This window comes from Aeromonas popoffii (assembly GCF_037818705.1).
Taxonomy (GTDB): Bacteria; Pseudomonadota; Gammaproteobacteria; order Enterobacterales; family Aeromonadaceae; genus Aeromonas; species Aeromonas popoffii.
Genome location: NZ_CP149129.1, coordinates 2,175,146 through 2,192,700 on the forward strand (window position 1 = coordinate 2,175,146; position 17,555 = coordinate 2,192,700).

The following is a 17,555-nucleotide window of genomic DNA, read 5'->3' on the forward strand; positions in this document are numbered from 1 at the left end:
CACACACTGTGTGGCTCTTTTTTATCTTCAGTGTGGACTCTGGTGTCACTGAGTCACTGGCCCCTGCCTTTCCACATAGATTTTCTCTTTGCGCATCAAGCACTCTGTCACGCCAAAGCCACGCCTTCTCCTCGCAAGTCTGCCAATACGCGAAAATAGTCGACTCTGTACGGCTCAATAAGCTGCAACGCCTAGTGACGTACCCTGCCATGCCTAGCCAGCCAGTCTGCCCTGTTGCTTATGAGTCACCCTGTGTGTTTGTCAGGCGGATATCCATCAATTAATAGCGCCATGGCCTGGAGAGATATCCTGGTCGCCCCATTACCTCGACTTGCCCCAGGCGACAGCGCTCCCGCGCGCAGAGCCAAGCACAAACATCAGAGTGACAGGTTGCCGCGCTCCTGACCCCCAGGTTCACACCCTATGCCTTTCAGCGGATGGCAAGTCAGACAGCATGCCTGTATCCGATTGGACCCTATGATGCCTATAGACGATTGTTGAATAGGCAGGATTATCCATACTGGTCCATTTGTGTTGCTGTGTCTCTAACACATCTAGTTTGATGGCATATAAAGAGTCAAAAACATCAGAAACAAGTCATCGGCTCTCATCCCCTCCGTCTGACCAAACAAGTGCCTTGCACTCCCCCATTTAAATCTGCAGACATGAAAAAAGGGCCCGTAGGCCCTTCGTCAATGTCTGGGATATGCGCTGTTATCAGCCGCCAAACAGGCGGTGGCTGATAAGAAACAGGCCACCAGAGAGCAGCATGGTAAGCGGCAAGGTCAGCACCCAGGCCATCAATATGGTCTTGATGGTCTGGCTCTGCAGGCCTGACTTGTTCGCCACCATGGTCCCCGCTACCGCAGAGGAGAGGATATGGGTGGTGGAGACAGGCATACCGGTCAAACTGGCCACACCGATAGAAGCTGCAGCCGTGATCTGGGCGGCAATGCCCTGGCTGTAAGTCATGCCAGTGGAGCCAATCTTCTCGCCGACTGTGTAGACGATACGACGCCAACCCACCATGGTCCCGCAACCCAGCGCCAGTGCGATGGAGACGATCACCCAGGTCGGTGCATACTCGGCGGTCGCAGTCAGATCCTTGCGCCATTTGGCCAGATCGGTCAACTCCTTGGCCGGCAACGGCAGCTTGGACACCTTGCGGGCGGTGTCGTCAATACACAGCAGCAGGCGACGCACTTCCCGACGATTGGTCAGGTCCATCTCTTCATAGGTGCGCACAGCGCCAAGACGGGCATCCAGCGTTGCCATCGCCTGCAGCACGCCATCGGCGGAGCAGTGGGTCATCAGCTCTTCCTGAGCCGTTGCCGGCGCAGAGAAGTTGATAACACCAGAGAGCGCGGACTGGTTGCGCTGGTAGATCTCCATGATGCGCTGGTTGGCATCCTGAGTGCGATCCAGATCGTAGGAACGGCTGTTCATGTTCAGTGCGAAATAGGCCGGGGCCATGCAGATCAACACCAGCATCACCAGACCAATGCCCTTCTGACCATCGTTGGATCCGTGCACGAAGCTCACCCCCATGGCGGAGGCGACCAGAGTGAGACGGGCCCAGAACGGCGGATGCTTCTTGCCATCCACCAGCAGGCGCTCTTGCGGAGTCTTGTGGATCTTGCTGCCCAGCCAGACTCGCTTCATGGCAAACAACAACAGGGCTGCCACGATAAAACCAACGGTTGGGGAGATGATCAGGGAAAGCATAATGTCGATCGCTTTGGCGACGTTGATACCCTGAGTCAGCGGCTGATGGTTGAGCCAGGCATAGGCACCGCACACCCCCAGAATGGAACCGATCAGTGTGTGAGAACTGGAGGCCGGAATGCCCAGGAACCAAGTCCCCAGATTCCAGACAATGGCGGAAAACAGCAGGGAGAACACCATGATTAAACCCTGGGTGGAATCCATGCCCAACAGCAAATCAATCGGCAGCAAGTGGACAATGGCATAGGCCACCCCCAGACCACCGAACATGACACCCAAAAAGTTGAAGATCCCCGATGAGACTACCGCCAGGTGAGCCGGCATCGCCTTGGTATAGATAACCGTTGCTACCGCATTGGCGGTATCGTGAAAACCGTTGATGAACTCATAGGCCAACACAAAAAAAACGGCCAATACCAAACCGATTGACCACCACAAACCCAAACCACTAAACATTTCAAACATAAAAACAAACCTGTTTATGAGTTGCGGCGGATTATGCCAGAAGGCTGGTTGTGCCATACCCGCTGTTGAAATATTTCAGTAAGAAAAAAAAAGAGCATTCTATCAAAAAATAACTTAAAGCCAGTCACCACAAGGCTTGTCTGCGATTAATTAAACAGACCCACGCTGACAAAAAAAGTCCCCAAATGGGGACAATTCATCACAATCTTGCACGGCAACACTGTGTTTAGCTCACCTTAACCGTCAGATTTCGACCGACAGAATCGCGACATCTGTACACAGGGCATGCGAAAGCAAGCCACTCCCCTACCCCTTTACACCCGTCCCATGCTGCCCTGTCGCCCCAATCCGTGCCAAACCCGAAAAAAAGGGCGCCAATGGCACCCTTCGTTAACACCTTGCCACCGGTTCGGCTGTCGACCGGATCATGCAACACCGCTGGTCAATCCTGATTCATACGGCTGGCAACAGCGCCCTGCTGGCTCTTGTACTTGGCATTTTCCCGCTTGTTATAGGGACGTGCCGCTGCCCCGGAGAGCATCTCGAAGTTCAGTGCGCCGATCTTCATCTTGGGACGCAGCGCCAGCGGCAACTTGCCGCCGTTGTAGAACTCCAGCACGATGCGACCGGACCAACCCGGATCGATCCGGTGTGCGGTGACGTGCACCATCAACCCGAGCCGGGCCAGGGAGGAGCGGCCATCCAGCCAACCGACGATGTCGGCCGGCAAAGTAACGGATTCATAAGTTACCGCCAACGCCAGTTGGCCCGGGTGCAGATAGAAGGCTTCCCCATCTGCAATGTGGATCTCGTCGCTCATCACCCGATCGATGGCATCAGCCATCTCGCCGCTCGGGCCACTCAAGTCGATATAGGGGGCAGTGTGATCGCGAAACACTCTAAACTCGTTGCCCAGCAGTACATCGACGCTGACGCCGCTGATCCGCTCAACACCGGGTCTTGGCTCAATGACGATCTTGCCTTCATCCAGATGGCGTTCAATATCGGTATCACAAAGACGCATTGGGCGACTCTCCTGACAAAATGTTCATTTAAAAAAGCCGGGCATCACCCGGCTTGTTTCATCTCAACCAATCAACATGTGGCGGATACGCGCCTTGAGCATGTCGATGGCGATGCGGTTCTTGCCACCACGGGGTACGATCACGTCCGCGTACTGCTTGGAAGGCTCGATAAACTGCAGGAACATGGGACGTACCGTCTTCTGATACTGCTTAAGCACGGAATCCATGGTACGACCACGCTCTTGCACATCACGCACCAGACGGCGCAGCAGGCAGATATCCAGCGGGGTATCCATGAAGATGGAGGCATCCATCAGATCACGCAAGCGGCTGTCGGTCAGCAGCAGGATACCTTCCAGAATGATCACCTTGCGTGGGGCAAAATGGCTTACTTCTGCCATCCGGGTATGCTCGGAATAGGAATATTGCGGGAGGTCTACCCCTTCCCCCTTGAGCAAAGAGCCAAGATGCTCAACCAGCAAGCTGTGGTCCATTGAGCTGGGATGGTCATAGTTGGTCTTGACCCGCTCTTCCATTGTCAGATGGGATTGATCCTTGTAGTAGCAATCTTCGGAGATGACACCGATTTCCCCCGCGCCCAGTTCGGCCACCAGCTCTTCATAAATGGTTTGGGCTATAAGGCTCTTGCCAGACGCGGATGCGCCAGCAATACCGATGATCACACACGAATGTTGAGTATCAGACATTGAAAATACCTAAAGAGAAGAGCAGTGGGGATTGTTTAAACCGATCCATTATATAAAAAAGGGTGAGCCATGCCCACCCTCAAATCCACCTCAACCACACGACAGCCGATTATTCATCCAGCGCCACCGTATAGAGGGGGGTCGCAATCGGTTTACCGCTGAAATAGAGTTCAGCCCCCACCCGCCGAGCCAGTTTCATATAGGCCTGAGCCAGGCTCCCTTCCGGTGCACCGAACACGGTCGGGCGGCCATCATCCATGTGCTGGCGGATATCAATGTGCAACGGCAGCTGACCAAGCAGTGCCACATGATACTGCTCCGCCATCTTCTGGCCGCCGCCGGTCCCAAACAGGGGCTCGTGATGACCGCAGGCACTGCAGAGGTGATAGCTCATGTTTTCTATGATGCCGAGCACCGGCACATTGACCTTGTTGAACATGGCGACCCCCTTGCGGGCATCCGCCAGCGCCACGTCCTGCGGCGTGGTCACGATCACCGCCGCCGAGGTCGGCACCTGCTGGGCCATGGTGAGCTGGATGTCACCCGTGCCTGGCGGCATGTCCACCACCAGATAATCCACCTCGCCCCAGCGGGTCTCGTGCAGGATCTGGGCCAGTGCCTTGCTCGCCATGGGGCCACGCCAGATGGTGGCGTCCTGCTCATCCACCAGATAGCCGATGCTGTTGCTCTTGAGGCCGCAGGCCATCACGGGTTCCATCAGCTTGCCGTCACGGCTGCTGGGGCGCTCCTTGACCGTTCCCATCATGGTCGGAATGGAGGGTCCATAGATATCCGCATCCAGAATGGCGACTCGCGCCCCCTCCTTTTGCAACGCCAGCGCCAGGTTGACGGCCGTGGTGGACTTGCCCACCCCGCCCTTGCCGGAGGCGACCACCAGGATGTTGCGGATCCCCTGCACCGCTGCCAGCCCTTGCGCCCGCGGCAAGCTGGCCACCTCGATGTCACACACCCAGTCGATGCGAGTAGCGCCGGTGGCGCCGCGCAGCCGGACATCGAAGTCCTGCTTGATCTGCTCAAACAGGGAACGCCCGGCAAAGGGCAACACCAGCGCTATGGTCAGGCTTTTCCCCTGCAACGCTGCGCTGCGCACAAACCCGGCCGCAACCAGATCCTTGCCCCACCCTGTCGGTTTAAATTCGGCCAGGATCTGTTTTACTGAATCAATCACCATTAACTCCTCATTATCTTGTCATTATCTTGAGGTGAACGGTTACCGCACACAAATCAGTGGCTTGCCTGCTTGCCAACCAGCGCGAGCACCAGGGCGGACAGCGCCACAACCCTAGGCAGGCTACCCCCAATTCGGGTAACATGCACGGCACTGTATCATCCCAACAAGCACATCAAGAACGACTATATGGCAACTGATCCTCGTACAATGCTGGTAACCTGCGCCCTCCCTTATGCCAATGGCTCCATCCATCTTGGCCACATGCTGGAACACATCCAGGCCGATATCTGGGTTCGTTATCAGCGAATGCGCGGTCATCAGGTGCACTTCATCTGTGCCGATGATGCCCATGGCACCCCCATCATGCTCAAAGCGCAACAGATGGGGATCACCCCGGAAGAGATGATTGCGGCCGTCTCCAAAGAGCACCAGACCGACTTCGCCGGGTTCAACATCAGCTTTGACAACTATCACTCCACCCACAGCGACGAGAACCGCGAGCTGGCGGAGCTGATTTACGGTCGTCTGAAAGCCGGTGGCTTTATCAAGGGTCGCACCATCACCCAGCTGTTCGATCCGGAAAAATCCATGTTCCTGCCGGACCGCTTCGTCAAGGGCACCTGCCCCAAGTGCAAGTCTCCGGAGCAATACGGCGACAACTGTGACAGCTGCGGCGCTACCTACAGCCCGACCGAGCTTATCGATCCGAAATCCGCCGTCTCAGGCGCCACGCCAGTCATGAAAGACTCAGAGCACTTCTTCTTCGACCTGCCGCAGTTTGAAACCTGGCTGGCCGGCTGGGTGCGCGGTTCTGGCGCCATTCAGGAAGAGATGGCCAACAAGATGCAGGAGTGGTTCGAGAGCGGCCTGCAGCAGTGGGACATCACCCGCGATGCCCCCTACTTCGGTTTCGAGATCCCGGGTGCGCCGGGTAAGTTCTTCTACGTCTGGCTGGATGCCCCCATCGGCTACATGGCGTCGTTCAAGAACCTCTGTAACAAGCGCGGCGACATCGACTTTGACAGCTACTGGAACAAAGACTCCAGCGCCGAGCTCTACCACTTCATCGGTAAAGACATCGCCTACTTCCACTGCCTGTTCTGGCCAGCCATGCTGGAAGGTGCCAACTTCCGCAAGCCGACCAAGGTCAACGTGCACGGCTATGTGACCGTCAACGGCGCCAAGATGTCCAAATCCAAGGGCACCTTCATCAAGGCATCCACTTATCTGAACCACCTGGATCCGGAGTGCCTGCGTTACTACTACGCCGCCAAGCTCAACAGCCGCATCGACGATCTGGACTTGAACCTGGATGACTTCGTGGCGCGGGTCAACGCCGACGTGGTCAACAAGCTGGTCAACCTCGCCTCCCGCAACGCCGGCTTCATCGCCAAGCGTTTCGACGGCAAACTGGCCGCCACCTGTGCCGAGCCCGAGCTTTATGCCGAGTTCGCCAATGCCAGCGCCTCCATCAGCGAGGCCTATGAAGCGCGCGAGTTCAGCCGTGCCATCCGCGAGATCATGGCGCTGGCCGACAAGGCTAACCGCTATGTGGATGAGAAGGCGCCCTGGGTACTGGCCAAGCAAGAAGGGGCAGACGCCGAGCTGCAAGCGGTCTGCTCGGTCGGTATCAACCTGTTCCGTGTGCTGATGGCCTACCTCAAGCCGGTCATGCCGCTGTTGGCCGAACGTGCCGAAGCCTTCCTGGGTGAAACCCTCACTTGGGATGGTGTGGCACTGCCACTGACCAACCATCAGCTGACTCCGTTCAAGGCACTCTTCTCCCGCATCGAGCCCGCCAAGATTGAAGCCATGATAGAGGCCTCCAAGGAGGACCTTGCCAAGGAGCAAGCCCCCAAGATCACCGGCCCGCTGGCAGACGACCCCATCAGCGAGACCATCTCTTTTGATGATTTCGCCAAGCTTGACCTGCGGGTCGCACTGATCAAGAAGGCCGAAGCGGTACCGGAGGCCGACAAGCTGCTCAAGCTGCAACTGGATCTGGGCGGTGAAACCCGTCAGGTATTCGCCGGCATCAAATCTGCCTACAACCCGGAAGATCTGGAAGGCAAGCTGACCGTGATGGTGGCCAACCTGGCGCCGCGCAAGATGCGCTTTGGCATGTCCGAAGGCATGGTGCTGGCCGCAGGCCCGGGCGGCAAGGATCTCTGGATCCTGGAGCCGCAGGAAGGCGCTCAGCCAGGCATGCGCGTCAAATAAGCACGCTTGCTCACCCCCCATGAGAAGAGAGGCCATTTGGCCTCTCTTTTTTGATCCCCCTTTTTACACGGCATTTTACACGGCATGGCAGCGGCCTCCCATCGCCACCACTCCCATATCGGCTTGTTGCCGCCACGCAATTTGCCTAGACTGCCTGTTCACTTCGGGCCGCACATCGGCCCCCTCCATCAGGCAAGGAGCAAGCATGATCACCTTATACGGAACCCCTGTCAGTCGAGCCCTGCGCATCTCCTGGTTACTGGAAGAGTTGGGCGTGGCGTGGCAATTTCAGTTTCTCGATTTCGCCAAGGGCGAGAATCGCAGCGACTGGTTTCTGGCGCTGAACCCGAGCGGCAAGATGCCGGTGCTCAAAGATGGGGATTTTGTGCTGACCGAATCTGCCGCCATCATGCAGTACCTGGCAGAAAACTATGGTGCAGATTGGCTGCCAGCCAGAGGAACGCAGGCATCGGCGCTGCATGCCCAGTGGGTCAGCTTCATCACCTGTGAGCTGGAGCAACCCTTGTGGACCATCGGCAAGCACAAGTTTGCACTGCCCGAACCACAGCGCCTGCCGGCCATCTTCCCCACCGCCAAGTGGGAGTTTGACAAGGCGGCAGCCATCGCCGAGTCCTGGGTGCCGGCGCACGGCTACCTGCTGGGCGAGCAGATCACCCTGGTGGATCTACTGCTGGCCCATACCCTGATGTGGGCAACCCGCTTCGAGCAGACCATTCCATCCAAGCTGGCCGCCTATCGGGATCGTCTGGCCAAACGCCCGGCTCTGCAGGCCGTGCTGGCCAAGACCCAGGCCATCGCCGACGCCGCCCAGGCCAGCTGACGCCAACATGTGCAAACGGGAGCCCCGATGGCTCCCGTTTTCATGCGTGACATGGCGGTTTCGCTGCGCTCAATTGGTATGAAAGCCACTCCCTTTGGGCGGCGGCGCCTCTGCATACTCCATCCGGGTCACCTCGGCGGTGCGCGGCCCGTGTTCCAGCCAGCCCAGCATCATCTGCACCCTGTGCTCGGGCCCACAGATCAGGATCTCCACCGACCCGTCCTCCAGGTTATAGGCGTGGCCGCGCAGCCCCAGTTGCAGCGCCTGTTCTCGGGTGAAGTAGCGAAATCCAACCCCTTGCACCTGACCCCAGACTCGTACGACAAACGATTGCTCTCTCATTTCTCACACCTTCCCCTTAAGAAATTCTCCCCCAAGGCGATAATGAGCGCGACACTCTCTTCCCCTTGCAGGACGCAATGCCATTATGAAAGAAGTAAAATTCCGGTGGGTTGACCGTTATCTCATTCACCTCACGATCAGCGAAAAATTTCTCATCACCTTCTGGTGCCCTTTGTTGTTCATCGCCTTGCTCACCGGGTACCTGCTGGCTGATGGTCATGATCAGCAGATGCAGATCCGGCTGGATCAACTCAAACAACGGGTCGAGACCAGCGCCCAACTGGTAAGCCAGCAAGCCACCCTCACCCTGCCCGCCGATCTTACCGTCAGCCCGACCGGCAGTGCCGGCCTGAGCCAGCAGGGCGACAACTACCGTTTCAGCGCCAGCGCAGGCCAGGCCGGTTTCGTGACAGGCAGCCTGGATGCCGGTCGCTACTCCATGTGGGAAGGACAAGGTACTACCCTCACCATCATCGCCGTGCTGGCGGCCTTGCTGGCCCTCATCACCCACTATCTGATGACCTTTGTCTCCGGTGCCCTCTACTCCACCAACAAGGCGTTGCAGACAGTGGCTGACGGGGATCTCACCTTCCGCCTCAATTTCTTCCCGGTGCGGGACGAGTTCTCCATCCTCGCGGGCAGCATAGACAGATTCACCGACCGCCAGCACAAGATAGTACAACTGGTGGAGGAGTCTGCCGAGGCGCTCACCATGGCCGCCGACGAGTTTCGCGATCACGCCAGCGAAGGGGAAACCATGGCCCGCTCCCAGCGCCAGCACATGGACTCCCTGGCCGCCGCCATGGAGCAGATGTCGGCCGCCATCCGCGAAGTGGCGCGCAACGCCAACGACACCCTGCAACAGACCCGTCAGTCGAGCGAAGAGGCGGCCAATGGCGCCGCCCGGGTATCCCTTACCATCGCCACTATCCGCACCCTGGCCGACGAGATTGGCAATGCCTCCGGCGCGGTAGAGCGGCTGACCGACAACGCCAACCGGATCAACGAGGTGGTCAACGTCATCAACGCCATCTCCCAGCAGACCAACCTGCTGGCGCTCAACGCCGCCATCGAGGCGGCACGGGCCGGTGAGCAGGGACGCGGCTTTGCGGTGGTGGCCGACGAGGTGCGCACCCTCGCCAGCCGCACCCAGCAGGCCACCGTCGAGATCCAGCAGATGATCGAAGAGCTGCAGACCGGTACCGGTGCCCTCAACGACATCATGGAGAAAACCGTTGACCGCGCTGCCAGCAGCCAGGCGCTGATCAGCGAAGTAGGGCTCGACATCGACAAGCTCAGCCATCACAGCGATGCAGTACTGGAGATGAGTACCCAGATCGCTACCTCCAGCGAAGAGCAGAGTTCAGTCGCCGAGGAGATCACCCGCAACCTGGACCAGGTGCGCCACGAAGCGGGTCAGGTGGAGGAATCCGCCAGCGCTTCGGTGGCCGGCACTGCCGGGCTCAAAGGCACGGCAACCGAGCTGGCCCAAGCATTGAAGGGGATCAAGAGCTGATCTGAGCCCGATGCCAGATCAGACAAACCGGGCTCTCTTGCCAAGGTTGTTTGAGTTTTACCAGCGGGCCACATAGAATGTGGCCCCTTTTCTTTTTACCATCGGCAAACACCCATGAGCGTTTTCATCTATCTCGTCAAAGGCCGCGAAAAATCCCTGCTGCGCCGTCACCCCTGGATCTTCTCCAAGGGGATTGAGCGGGTTGAAGGCAACCCCGTTGACGGCGATACCGTCGAGATTTACGCCAACGATGGCAAATGGCTCGCCCGTGGTGCCTGGTCAGGCAGCTCCCAGATCCGTGCCCGGGTCTGGACCTTCGATAAAGAAGAGACAATCGATCTCGACTTCTTTATCCGCCGCCTCAAATATGCGCAAGAGTCTCGCGATCCGCTGATCAAGCGTCAGGGTCTCACCGGCTATCGCCTGTGCGCTGCCGAATCTGACGGCCTGCCGGGCCTGACCATCGACCGTTATGCCGATTTTCTGGTGTGCCAGATCCTCTCCGCCGGTGCCGAGTTCCAGCGTGAGCTGATCACCCAGGCGCTGCGTACCCTCTACCCAGAGTGCAACATCTATGAGCGCTCCGACGTAGCAGTACGTAAAAAAGAGGGGCTGAAAGAGCGCACCGGTGTCATCCATGGCGAAGCCCCGACCGAACCGGTCGTGATCGAAGAGAACGGCGGCGTGAAGATCCTGGTGGATATTCGCAACGGCCACAAAACCGGCTTCTATCTGGATCAGCGCGACAACCGTCAGGCGGTCTCCAAGTACACCGAAGGCAAACGTGTCCTTAACTGCTTCAGCTACACCGGTGGTTTTGGCATTTATGCCCTCAAGGGTGGTGCCAAAGAGGTGGTCAACGTCGATCTCTCCCAGAATGCACTGGATATCGCTCGCCAGAATGCCGAGCTCAACGGGCTCGATATCAGCAACACCCAGTTCGTCCGCCACGATGTGTTCAAGCTGCTGCGTGAATACCGCGAAAAGGGCGAGAAGTTCGATGTCATCGTGCTGGATCCACCCAAGTTTGCCGAGAGCAAGGCCCAGCTGCTGGGTGCCTGCCGCGGCTACAAGGACATCAACATGTTGGCGTTCCAACTGCTGGCGCCGGGTGGTGTGCTCTTGACCTACTCCTGCTCTGGCTTGATGGAGCAGAGCCTGTTCCAGAAGATAGTGGCCGATGCGGCGCTCGATGCCGGTCGCGATGCCCAGATCCTGGAGCTGTTGTCACAAGCCTCCGATCACCCCATCGGCACCGCCTATCCGGAAGGTTTCTACCTCAAGGGTCTGGTGGTGCGCGCCCGCTGATCGGCCGTCATCTTCCCTTGTGATCAATCAGGCCCCTTGCGGGCCTGATTGTTTTGCGTCGCTGTGTATAGACCTGAGCCTGAAACTCGCCCCCCATCCCGATGACCAGCCTCTCCGCCCTGCTCCTCTTTCCCTACCTGCTCTCCACTGTTTCTCTGTTTAACTTTTTTGCACAATCCCTGCACATTTATGACTTAAATCACACCCGTATGACTCTCTTTTTTGTAGTGTGATCCCGCCTGCGGCAGCCAAGCCGGGGCCGCCGCCCCGTCAGGATTGATGGGCGGCACAACAACAAAAAACGATGTCAGGCCAAGCTGAACATCACAAGGGATCCCGATATGAATCAATCATTGCCGCTGTTAACGCCGCTGCGGGGCATCGCTGCCCTGATGGTGGTGCTGTTCCATGCCCGATTAGTGCTCTTTCCCCAGTGGATGGAGTCGATCGCAGGCCACACGCAACTCATCGAGAACGGCTACCTCTGGGTCGATCTGTTCTTTATTTTGAGCGGACTGGTGCTGGCCCACGTCTACGGGGAGGCCTTCACCCGCACGCCCCGCACCCTGGGCTATGGCCGCTTTCTCTGGCTGCGGCTGACCCGCGTCTACCCCCTCTACTTTATGACCCTGGTGCTGCTGGTTGGCTGGGAGCTTTACAAGGCGCAGCACGGGGTGGGCTTCTATGCAGGCCCCTTGTTCAAGATGTGGGAGTGGGAAGGTATGCCCCCCTTCGGCTCCCCCTTCACCCCGGCCGAGGCACTGCCAAGCGCCTTCCTGCTGCTACAGGTGGTGACGGATCACGGACTGACCTGGAACTTCGCCGCCTGGTCGCTCAGCGTGGAGTGGATAAGCTACCTGCTGTTCCCGCTGCTTATTCCGCTCGCGGTATCCCGCAGTCGCTGGAGCCATCTCGCGCCCCTGTTGGCGCTGACGGTGCTGGCGTTTATCGTGCACAGTCGCGGCACTCTGGATGTCACCAGCGGGGCGCTGGCTGTGGGGCGCGGGGTGAGTGAATTTGTGCTCGGGCTCTGGCTGCTGCCCAGGGTTAAGGCCGCACAACGCTTGCCCATGATGCAACGGGATCTGCCGCTGCTGATCGCCTTTGTGCTGCCCTTCGCGCTGATGCAGTTCACCATGACGCCGCCACTGACTTTGCTGCTCATTGGTGCCTACGTGCTGCTGATCTGGATTGCCGCCGCACAGGGGGCGCGCCAGAGTCCGCTGCTGCGCCTGCTGGACAACCGATTCACCAACTGGCTGGGGGATCTCTCCTACTCCATCTACCTGCTGCATGCGCTGGTATTGCTCACGGGTTGCGAACTGATCCACTACCTGGCGCCGGAGCTCACCGCGTGGTGGTATGCCCAGACCCACCCGCTGTTGGGCGTGGTGGCGACCTTGCTGATGCTGGCGGTGCTGATCGGGCTATCTTCTTTAAGTTACAACCTGCTGGAGCGGCCACTGCAACGGCGTCTGCGCCGCTGGGGCAAGGCTCGCCAGCCGGTGATGGAGCAAGCCGGGTAAGGTCCGCCGCCCAAACATGGCCCCGAAGCGAGACAGGCTCAGCCTCATCGGGACAACACAGGGGGATATGCCTCACGGCCAGCGTATGGCGAAGGCTGTCCCCTCTCTCATTTTTCCCGCCAATCCCCTGTGCTTTGTATGAATTCCAGTTCGAACCAGAGAGGGCATTTGTGGCATAATGCCCCGTCCTGTGGCCCTTGGCGGGGCTGCGCTGGCGCACCTTGTCGCCCTTTGTTCCCCGTCCGGCCTGGCGGCCTTCCATAACTGCCAGTCATCGCTGCCGCTGTTGGCACCGAGGCCACCCATATTTGCGGCTTCTTGTCTTCCTCTCTACAAGGCCGCCCATTGACCAAGACGGCTCCACAGAGCCTCTGCATAAGGGGTAAGTATGTCTTCCATTCGTCTGACCCAATACAGCCACGGTGCTGGCTGCGGCTGCAAAATTTCTCCCAAGGTGCTCGACACCATTCTCAAGAGCCAGATCCCGGGCTTTGACGACCCGACCCTGGTGGTGGGCAACAGCAGCAAGGATGACGCGGCCGTGGTCGATATCGGCAACGGTCAGGGTATTGTCTCCACCACCGACTTCTTCATGCCCATCGTCGACGATCCCTTTACCTTTGGCCGCATCGCCGCCACTAACGCCATCAGCGACATCTACGCCATGGGCGGCAAGCCCATCGTCGCCATCGCCATTCTCGGCTGGCCAATCAACACGCTCGCTCCCGAGATTGCGCAGCAGGTGATCGACGGTGGCCGTCAGGTGTGCCATGAAGCGGGGATCTCGCTGGCCGGTGGCCACAGCATCGACGCCCCCGAGCCCATCTTCGGCCTCGCGGTAACCGGTATCGTGCCTCTGGATGCCATCAAGCAGAACGACACCGCCAAGGTGGGTGACACCCTCTATCTGACCAAGCCCCTTGGCATCGGCATCCTCACCACCGCCCAGAAGAAGAGCAAGCTCAAGCCCGAGCACGAGCAGTTGGCCCCCAACGCCATGTGCACCCTCAACAAGATTGGCCAGCGTTTTGCCGAGCTGCCGGGGGTTCACGCCATGACCGACGTCACCGGTTTTGGTCTGGCCGGTCACCTGCTGGAGATGTGCGAAGGCTCCAAAGTCAGTGCCCGCCTCGACTTCGAAGCGCTGCCGCTGCTGGACGAGGTGGATTACTACCTCTCCGAGGGCTGCGTACCGGGCGGCACCCTGCGTAACCACGACTCCTACGGCCACAAGCTGGATGCCATGGATGACCGCACCCGCAACATCATGTGCGATCCGCAAACCAGCGGTGGCCTGCTGGTCGCCGTGGGCAAGGATAGCGAAGCCGAGCTGCTCGCCATCGCGCGGGAAGCGGGCCTTGCGCTCTCGCCCATCGGCCAGATCAAGCCCCTTGAGGGCACCCGCTTTATCGAGATTGTCCAATGAGTGAATTACCACTGGCCACGGACTACGCCCACATATTTTTAGGCGATGTGCCCTTGATAGACGTGCGCGCCCCCATCGAGTTCAAGGAGGGGGCCTTCCCCTGCTCGACCAGTCTGCCCTTGATGACAGACGATGAGCGAGCCCAGGTGGGGACCTGCTTTAAGAAGCAGGGTCAGGCCGCCGCCATTGAGCTTGGTCACACCCTGGTGGGGGGAGCGGTACGCGCCGAGCGAGTCGAAGGCTGGCTGGCACAGTTGCGCCAGCAGCCCGAGGCATTGATCTATTGCTTTCGCGGTGGCCTGCGCTCACAAACCGTTCAACAGTGGCTGGCTGATGCCGGGATCACCCGTCCCCGGGTCGCCGGTGGCTACAAGGAGCTGCGCCGTTTTCTGATCGATACCCTGGACAAGGCCGCGGCCGAGTGCCACTGGAGCGTGCTGACCGGCATGACCGGCTCCGGCAAGACCCATATGCTGGGCCATGTGGCCCAGGCGCTCGACCTGGAAGGCCATGCCCGCCACAGGGGCTCCTCCTTTGGTCAGCTGCCCGGCGGCCAGCCCAGCAACATCAACTTTGAAAACAACATGGCCATCGAGCTGCTCAAGCGCCGCCACAAGGGCGAACAAGCCTTCGTGGTGGAGGATGAGAGCCGGCTGATTGGCCGCTGCTGCCTGCCTAACACGCTGTTCGATTCCATGTGCAAGGCCCCGCTGGTGGTGGTGGATGTGCCGCAGGGAGAGAGGGCCGAACAGATCCGCCAGGACTATGTGCACGATCTCTGGCTGCGTTATCAGGCCATGTTCGGCGCACAAGAGGGCTGGCCGCTGTTTGCCGCCTACCTCACCGATGCACTGGCCCGTCTCAAGCGTCGCCTCGGCGATCAGGCTCACCGCGAGCTGGATGCGCTGATGCAGACAGCCCTCACCGAGCAGGCCAGCAGTGGCGCGACCGAGCCGCATCTGGCCTGGATCACCTTGCTGCTGACCCGCTACTACGACCCCATGTATCTCTACCAGCTTGGCAACAAGCAGGAGCGCATCGTGTTCCGGGGTGACAAGCAGGCCTGTCTCGACTACTTCGCCGAGCAGCGCACAAACGCGCAACAAGGCTGACCTCATCCCCTTTCTAACAAGAGGACCCCACATGTTGACATTCGAGGTGATCCCGGTCACCCAGTTCGCCCAGAACTGCTCCCTTATCTGGTGTGATGAAACCCGTCAGGCGGCGTTGATCGACCCGGGTGGCGAAGCGGACAAACTTCTGGCCGCCATCGCCAAGCGCGGGCTGACCCTGACCCACATACTGCTGACCCACGGTCATCTGGATCACGTGGGCGCGGCGGCTGAGCTGCGGGAAAAGACCGGCGTCACCATTACCGGGCCCCACAAAGAAGACGCCTTCTGGCTCGACATGCTGCCCCAGCAGAGCCAGATGTTCGGCTTCGCCCATACCCCCGCCTTCGCCCCCGACCAGTGGCTCGCGCAGGGTGACAAGGTGACGCTGGGCAACTGCGAGCTGGAGGTCCATTTCTGCCCCGGCCACACCCCGGGCCATATCGTGCTGCTGAGCCAGGCCGAAAAACTTGCCTGGGTTGGCGATGTGCTCTTTGCCGGCAGCATTGGCCGTACCGACTTCCCCCGGGGCGATCACGCCACCCTGATTAAGTCGATCACCGAGACCCTGCTGCCACTGGGTGACGAGATCGTCTTTATTCCGGGCCACGGCCCCAGTTCCACCTTCGGTCGTGAGAAAGCAAGCAACCCCTACCTGACCCAGCCTCTCTGGTAACGGGCGCAGAGGGCCAGCCACGCAAAAAAAGAGGGCAACCCCGGGGTTGCCCTCTTTTTCATAGTTTGCTGCGCGTTGCATCAAACGCCAGACAGCAAAAAGCCACTCCTGAGAGTGGCTTTTTTCAACTGGATAGCTCGCGATTAAACGCGAACGAAGTCCAGGTGAACCAGCTTCGGCTTAACCGGGTGACGCTGGATAGCCTTCACTTTAACGCTGACTTCTTCACCGTTGATGACCAGGGTCAGCACGGATTCGTAGAATTCCGGCTTCTCTTGGGCAATGATGAATTTTTTGTGGTCAACAGTGATGGACTGAGCTTCTTTGCCGGCACCGTAGATGATGGCAGGAACTTGGTCAGCGTGACGCAGGCGGCGGCTCGCACCTTTCCCCAGGTCAGAACGGACTTCAGCTTGGAATACGAAAGACATAGTGGTTATCTCATATAGATGAATTTATGGTGCTGACTGCGACCGGTCAGCACCTCGCAAAACGAGGGCGCATACTAGCACGGGCCCAGAACAGTAACAAGAGACCTTAACGCCCCTGCTCCAGCCGAACAAACCGCTGTTGTCGCTCTGCCGCACTCAGGGCATCGAAGCGGGCCAGGGTCTGGGGAGCCGGACAGTATAGGGTATCCCCCGCCTTGACCCGGATACTGTTGCCCATCAGCGGACGATTGTCATCAACGATGGCCAACAGATAGCTGTAAGTGTCTCCCGCCGCCCCAGTGACAGTGCCATTTTGGGCCAGGTTGGCGGCGATGCGCCACAGTGTCTCTCCGGATGCCACCTGATGACAGACCCGCTTGCCATTGCCGACCGCTGGCGCCGAGAGCGTCAGCGTCTCACCGCTGGGGGATGCGTTCACCGCAGGCGTCACCTCGCCATGGGCAACATGGACCAGCAGGGTATCCGGTGCGCGCCAGGCTGCGTTCAGGGCCAGGCTCACACCCTGCGGCTCTGCGCCCAAACTGGCCGCGCGCGGCTGACCCGGCATCACTGGCGGCGTGAATTCAGCCATGAAGGGGACCCCCAGACTGGCCACCGCCTGCTCGCCATAATGCGGTGACGTGACAGGCGCGATGGGTGCCAAGCCATAAGCGGCCTCATCGATGCGCCTGAGCCTGGCAAGATACGCCTTGGAGAGCTGCGCCTCCCCCTCAAACAGATCGAAGGGCGGCACCAGCCGGGCCGGAAACAGCACCTGCCAGCGCCCCTTCTTCTGCTTGAGTTCGAGCAGGGGGAACTGATTGCCCCGCCAGGCCACGAACATGGCCGGCGGGGAGCGATGCAGCGGGTAATATTCCGGGTTCAACTGCACCCAGGTTTGCTCTGCAATAGGCTGGTAACCGCTGATCACCACCTGCGCCACACTCAACCAGATCCCCAGCATCCTTGCCTCCCTGACTTGTGGTTTGAAGGGGCCATCTGACTGACAGCCCCTCCTCATAAAACGATATCACGCTGTTAAA

The 17,555-nt window shown here is 59.2% G+C and carries 15 protein-coding genes; 8 read left to right on the forward strand and 7 right to left on the reverse strand.

All coding sequences use genetic code 11. The annotated features are described in order from the left end of the window. Window positions 1-717: 717 nt before the first annotated feature. The 4 genes from WJM78_RS09955 to apbC all read right to left on the reverse strand — a co-directional run bounded on the left by WJM78_RS09955 (window position 718) and on the right by apbC (window position 5,114). Window positions 718-2,190, reverse strand: coding sequence for an inorganic phosphate transporter (locus WJM78_RS09955; RefSeq protein WP_339015426.1), 1,473 nt, complete (start codon window positions 2,188-2,190; stop codon window positions 718-720). Window positions 2,191-2,632: 442 nt separating this feature from the next. Further along, a complete protein-coding gene (gene dcd / locus WJM78_RS09960) occupies window positions 2,633-3,214 on the reverse strand; it encodes a dCTP deaminase (RefSeq protein ID WP_042037725.1) in 582 nt (193 codons plus the stop codon). 63 nt (window positions 3,215-3,277) lie between these two features. After that, a complete protein-coding gene (udk, locus tag WJM78_RS09965; RefSeq protein WP_042037723.1) occupies window positions 3,278-3,922 on the reverse strand; it encodes a uridine kinase in 645 nt (214 codons plus the stop codon). A gap of 109 nt (window positions 3,923-4,031) precedes the next feature. Then, window positions 4,032-5,114, reverse strand: coding sequence for an iron-sulfur cluster carrier protein ApbC (apbC, locus tag WJM78_RS09970; RefSeq protein WP_042037722.1), 1,083 nt, complete (start codon window positions 5,112-5,114; stop codon window positions 4,032-4,034). A gap of 186 nt (window positions 5,115-5,300) precedes the next feature. On the opposite strand from apbC, the gene metG reads away from it, so the two are divergent. Beyond that, window positions 5,301-7,334 (forward strand): methionine--tRNA ligase, encoded by a 2,034-nt coding sequence (metG, locus tag WJM78_RS09975; protein ID WP_339015429.1) that lies wholly within the window; start codon window positions 5,301-5,303, stop codon window positions 7,332-7,334. A 205-nt stretch (window positions 7,335-7,539) separates the two neighbouring features. After that, window positions 7,540-8,175: a glutathione S-transferase family protein gene (locus tag WJM78_RS09980; RefSeq protein WP_339015431.1), complete on the forward strand. Its 636-nt coding sequence runs from the start codon at window positions 7,540-7,542 to the stop codon at window positions 8,173-8,175. A gap of 69 nt (window positions 8,176-8,244) precedes the next feature. Here WJM78_RS09980 and yccX read toward each other — a convergent pair whose 3' ends face one another. Next, window positions 8,245-8,517: an acylphosphatase gene (yccX, locus tag WJM78_RS09985; protein ID WP_287146461.1), complete on the reverse strand. Its 273-nt coding sequence runs from the start codon at window positions 8,515-8,517 to the stop codon at window positions 8,245-8,247. A gap of 85 nt (window positions 8,518-8,602) precedes the next feature. Between yccX and WJM78_RS09990 the strand changes: the two genes are divergently transcribed. The 6 genes from WJM78_RS09990 (at window position 8,603) to WJM78_RS10015 (ending at window position 16,081) form a co-directional block, all read left to right on the forward strand. Next, on the forward strand, window positions 8,603-10,033 hold the full coding sequence (locus WJM78_RS09990; protein WP_042037713.1) for a methyl-accepting chemotaxis protein: 1,431 nt from the start codon (window positions 8,603-8,605) through the stop codon (window positions 10,031-10,033). 114 nt (window positions 10,034-10,147) lie between these two features. After that, window positions 10,148-11,341, forward strand: a complete 1,194-nt coding sequence (locus WJM78_RS09995) for a class I SAM-dependent methyltransferase (RefSeq protein WP_212513153.1) — start codon at window positions 10,148-10,150, stop codon at window positions 11,339-11,341. A gap of 341 nt (window positions 11,342-11,682) precedes the next feature. Further along, the gene (locus WJM78_RS10000; RefSeq protein WP_339015435.1) at window positions 11,683-12,867 is read left to right on the forward strand and encodes an acyltransferase; all 1,185 of its coding nucleotides are present in this window, start codon (window positions 11,683-11,685) and stop codon (window positions 12,865-12,867) included. 388 nt (window positions 12,868-13,255) lie between these two features. Further along, window positions 13,256-14,293: a selenide, water dikinase SelD gene (gene selD / locus WJM78_RS10005; RefSeq protein ID WP_042037702.1), complete on the forward strand. Its 1,038-nt coding sequence runs from the start codon at window positions 13,256-13,258 to the stop codon at window positions 14,291-14,293. Beyond that, window positions 14,290-15,405: a tRNA 2-selenouridine(34) synthase MnmH gene (gene mnmH / locus WJM78_RS10010; RefSeq protein ID WP_339015438.1), complete on the forward strand. Its 1,116-nt coding sequence runs from the start codon at window positions 14,290-14,292 to the stop codon at window positions 15,403-15,405. The genes selD and mnmH overlap by 4 nt, the downstream gene beginning before the upstream one ends. Window positions 15,406-15,436: 31 nt before the next feature. After that, on the forward strand, window positions 15,437-16,081 hold the full coding sequence (locus tag WJM78_RS10015) for an MBL fold metallo-hydrolase (RefSeq protein ID WP_042037698.1): 645 nt from the start codon (window positions 15,437-15,439) through the stop codon (window positions 16,079-16,081). Window positions 16,082-16,224: 143 nt separating this feature from the next. On the opposite strand, the gene rplY is transcribed toward WJM78_RS10015, so the two are convergent. Both rplY and WJM78_RS10025 read right to left on the reverse strand, forming a co-directional pair. After that, window positions 16,225-16,512, reverse strand: a complete 288-nt coding sequence (rplY, locus tag WJM78_RS10020) for a 50S ribosomal protein L25 (protein ID WP_042037696.1) — start codon at window positions 16,510-16,512, stop codon at window positions 16,225-16,227. Between the two features lie 106 nt (window positions 16,513-16,618). Next, the gene (locus WJM78_RS10025; RefSeq protein ID WP_339015440.1) at window positions 16,619-17,476 is read right to left on the reverse strand and encodes a hypothetical protein; all 858 of its coding nucleotides are present in this window, start codon (window positions 17,474-17,476) and stop codon (window positions 16,619-16,621) included. Between the last annotated feature and the right edge of the window lie 79 nt (window positions 17,477-17,555).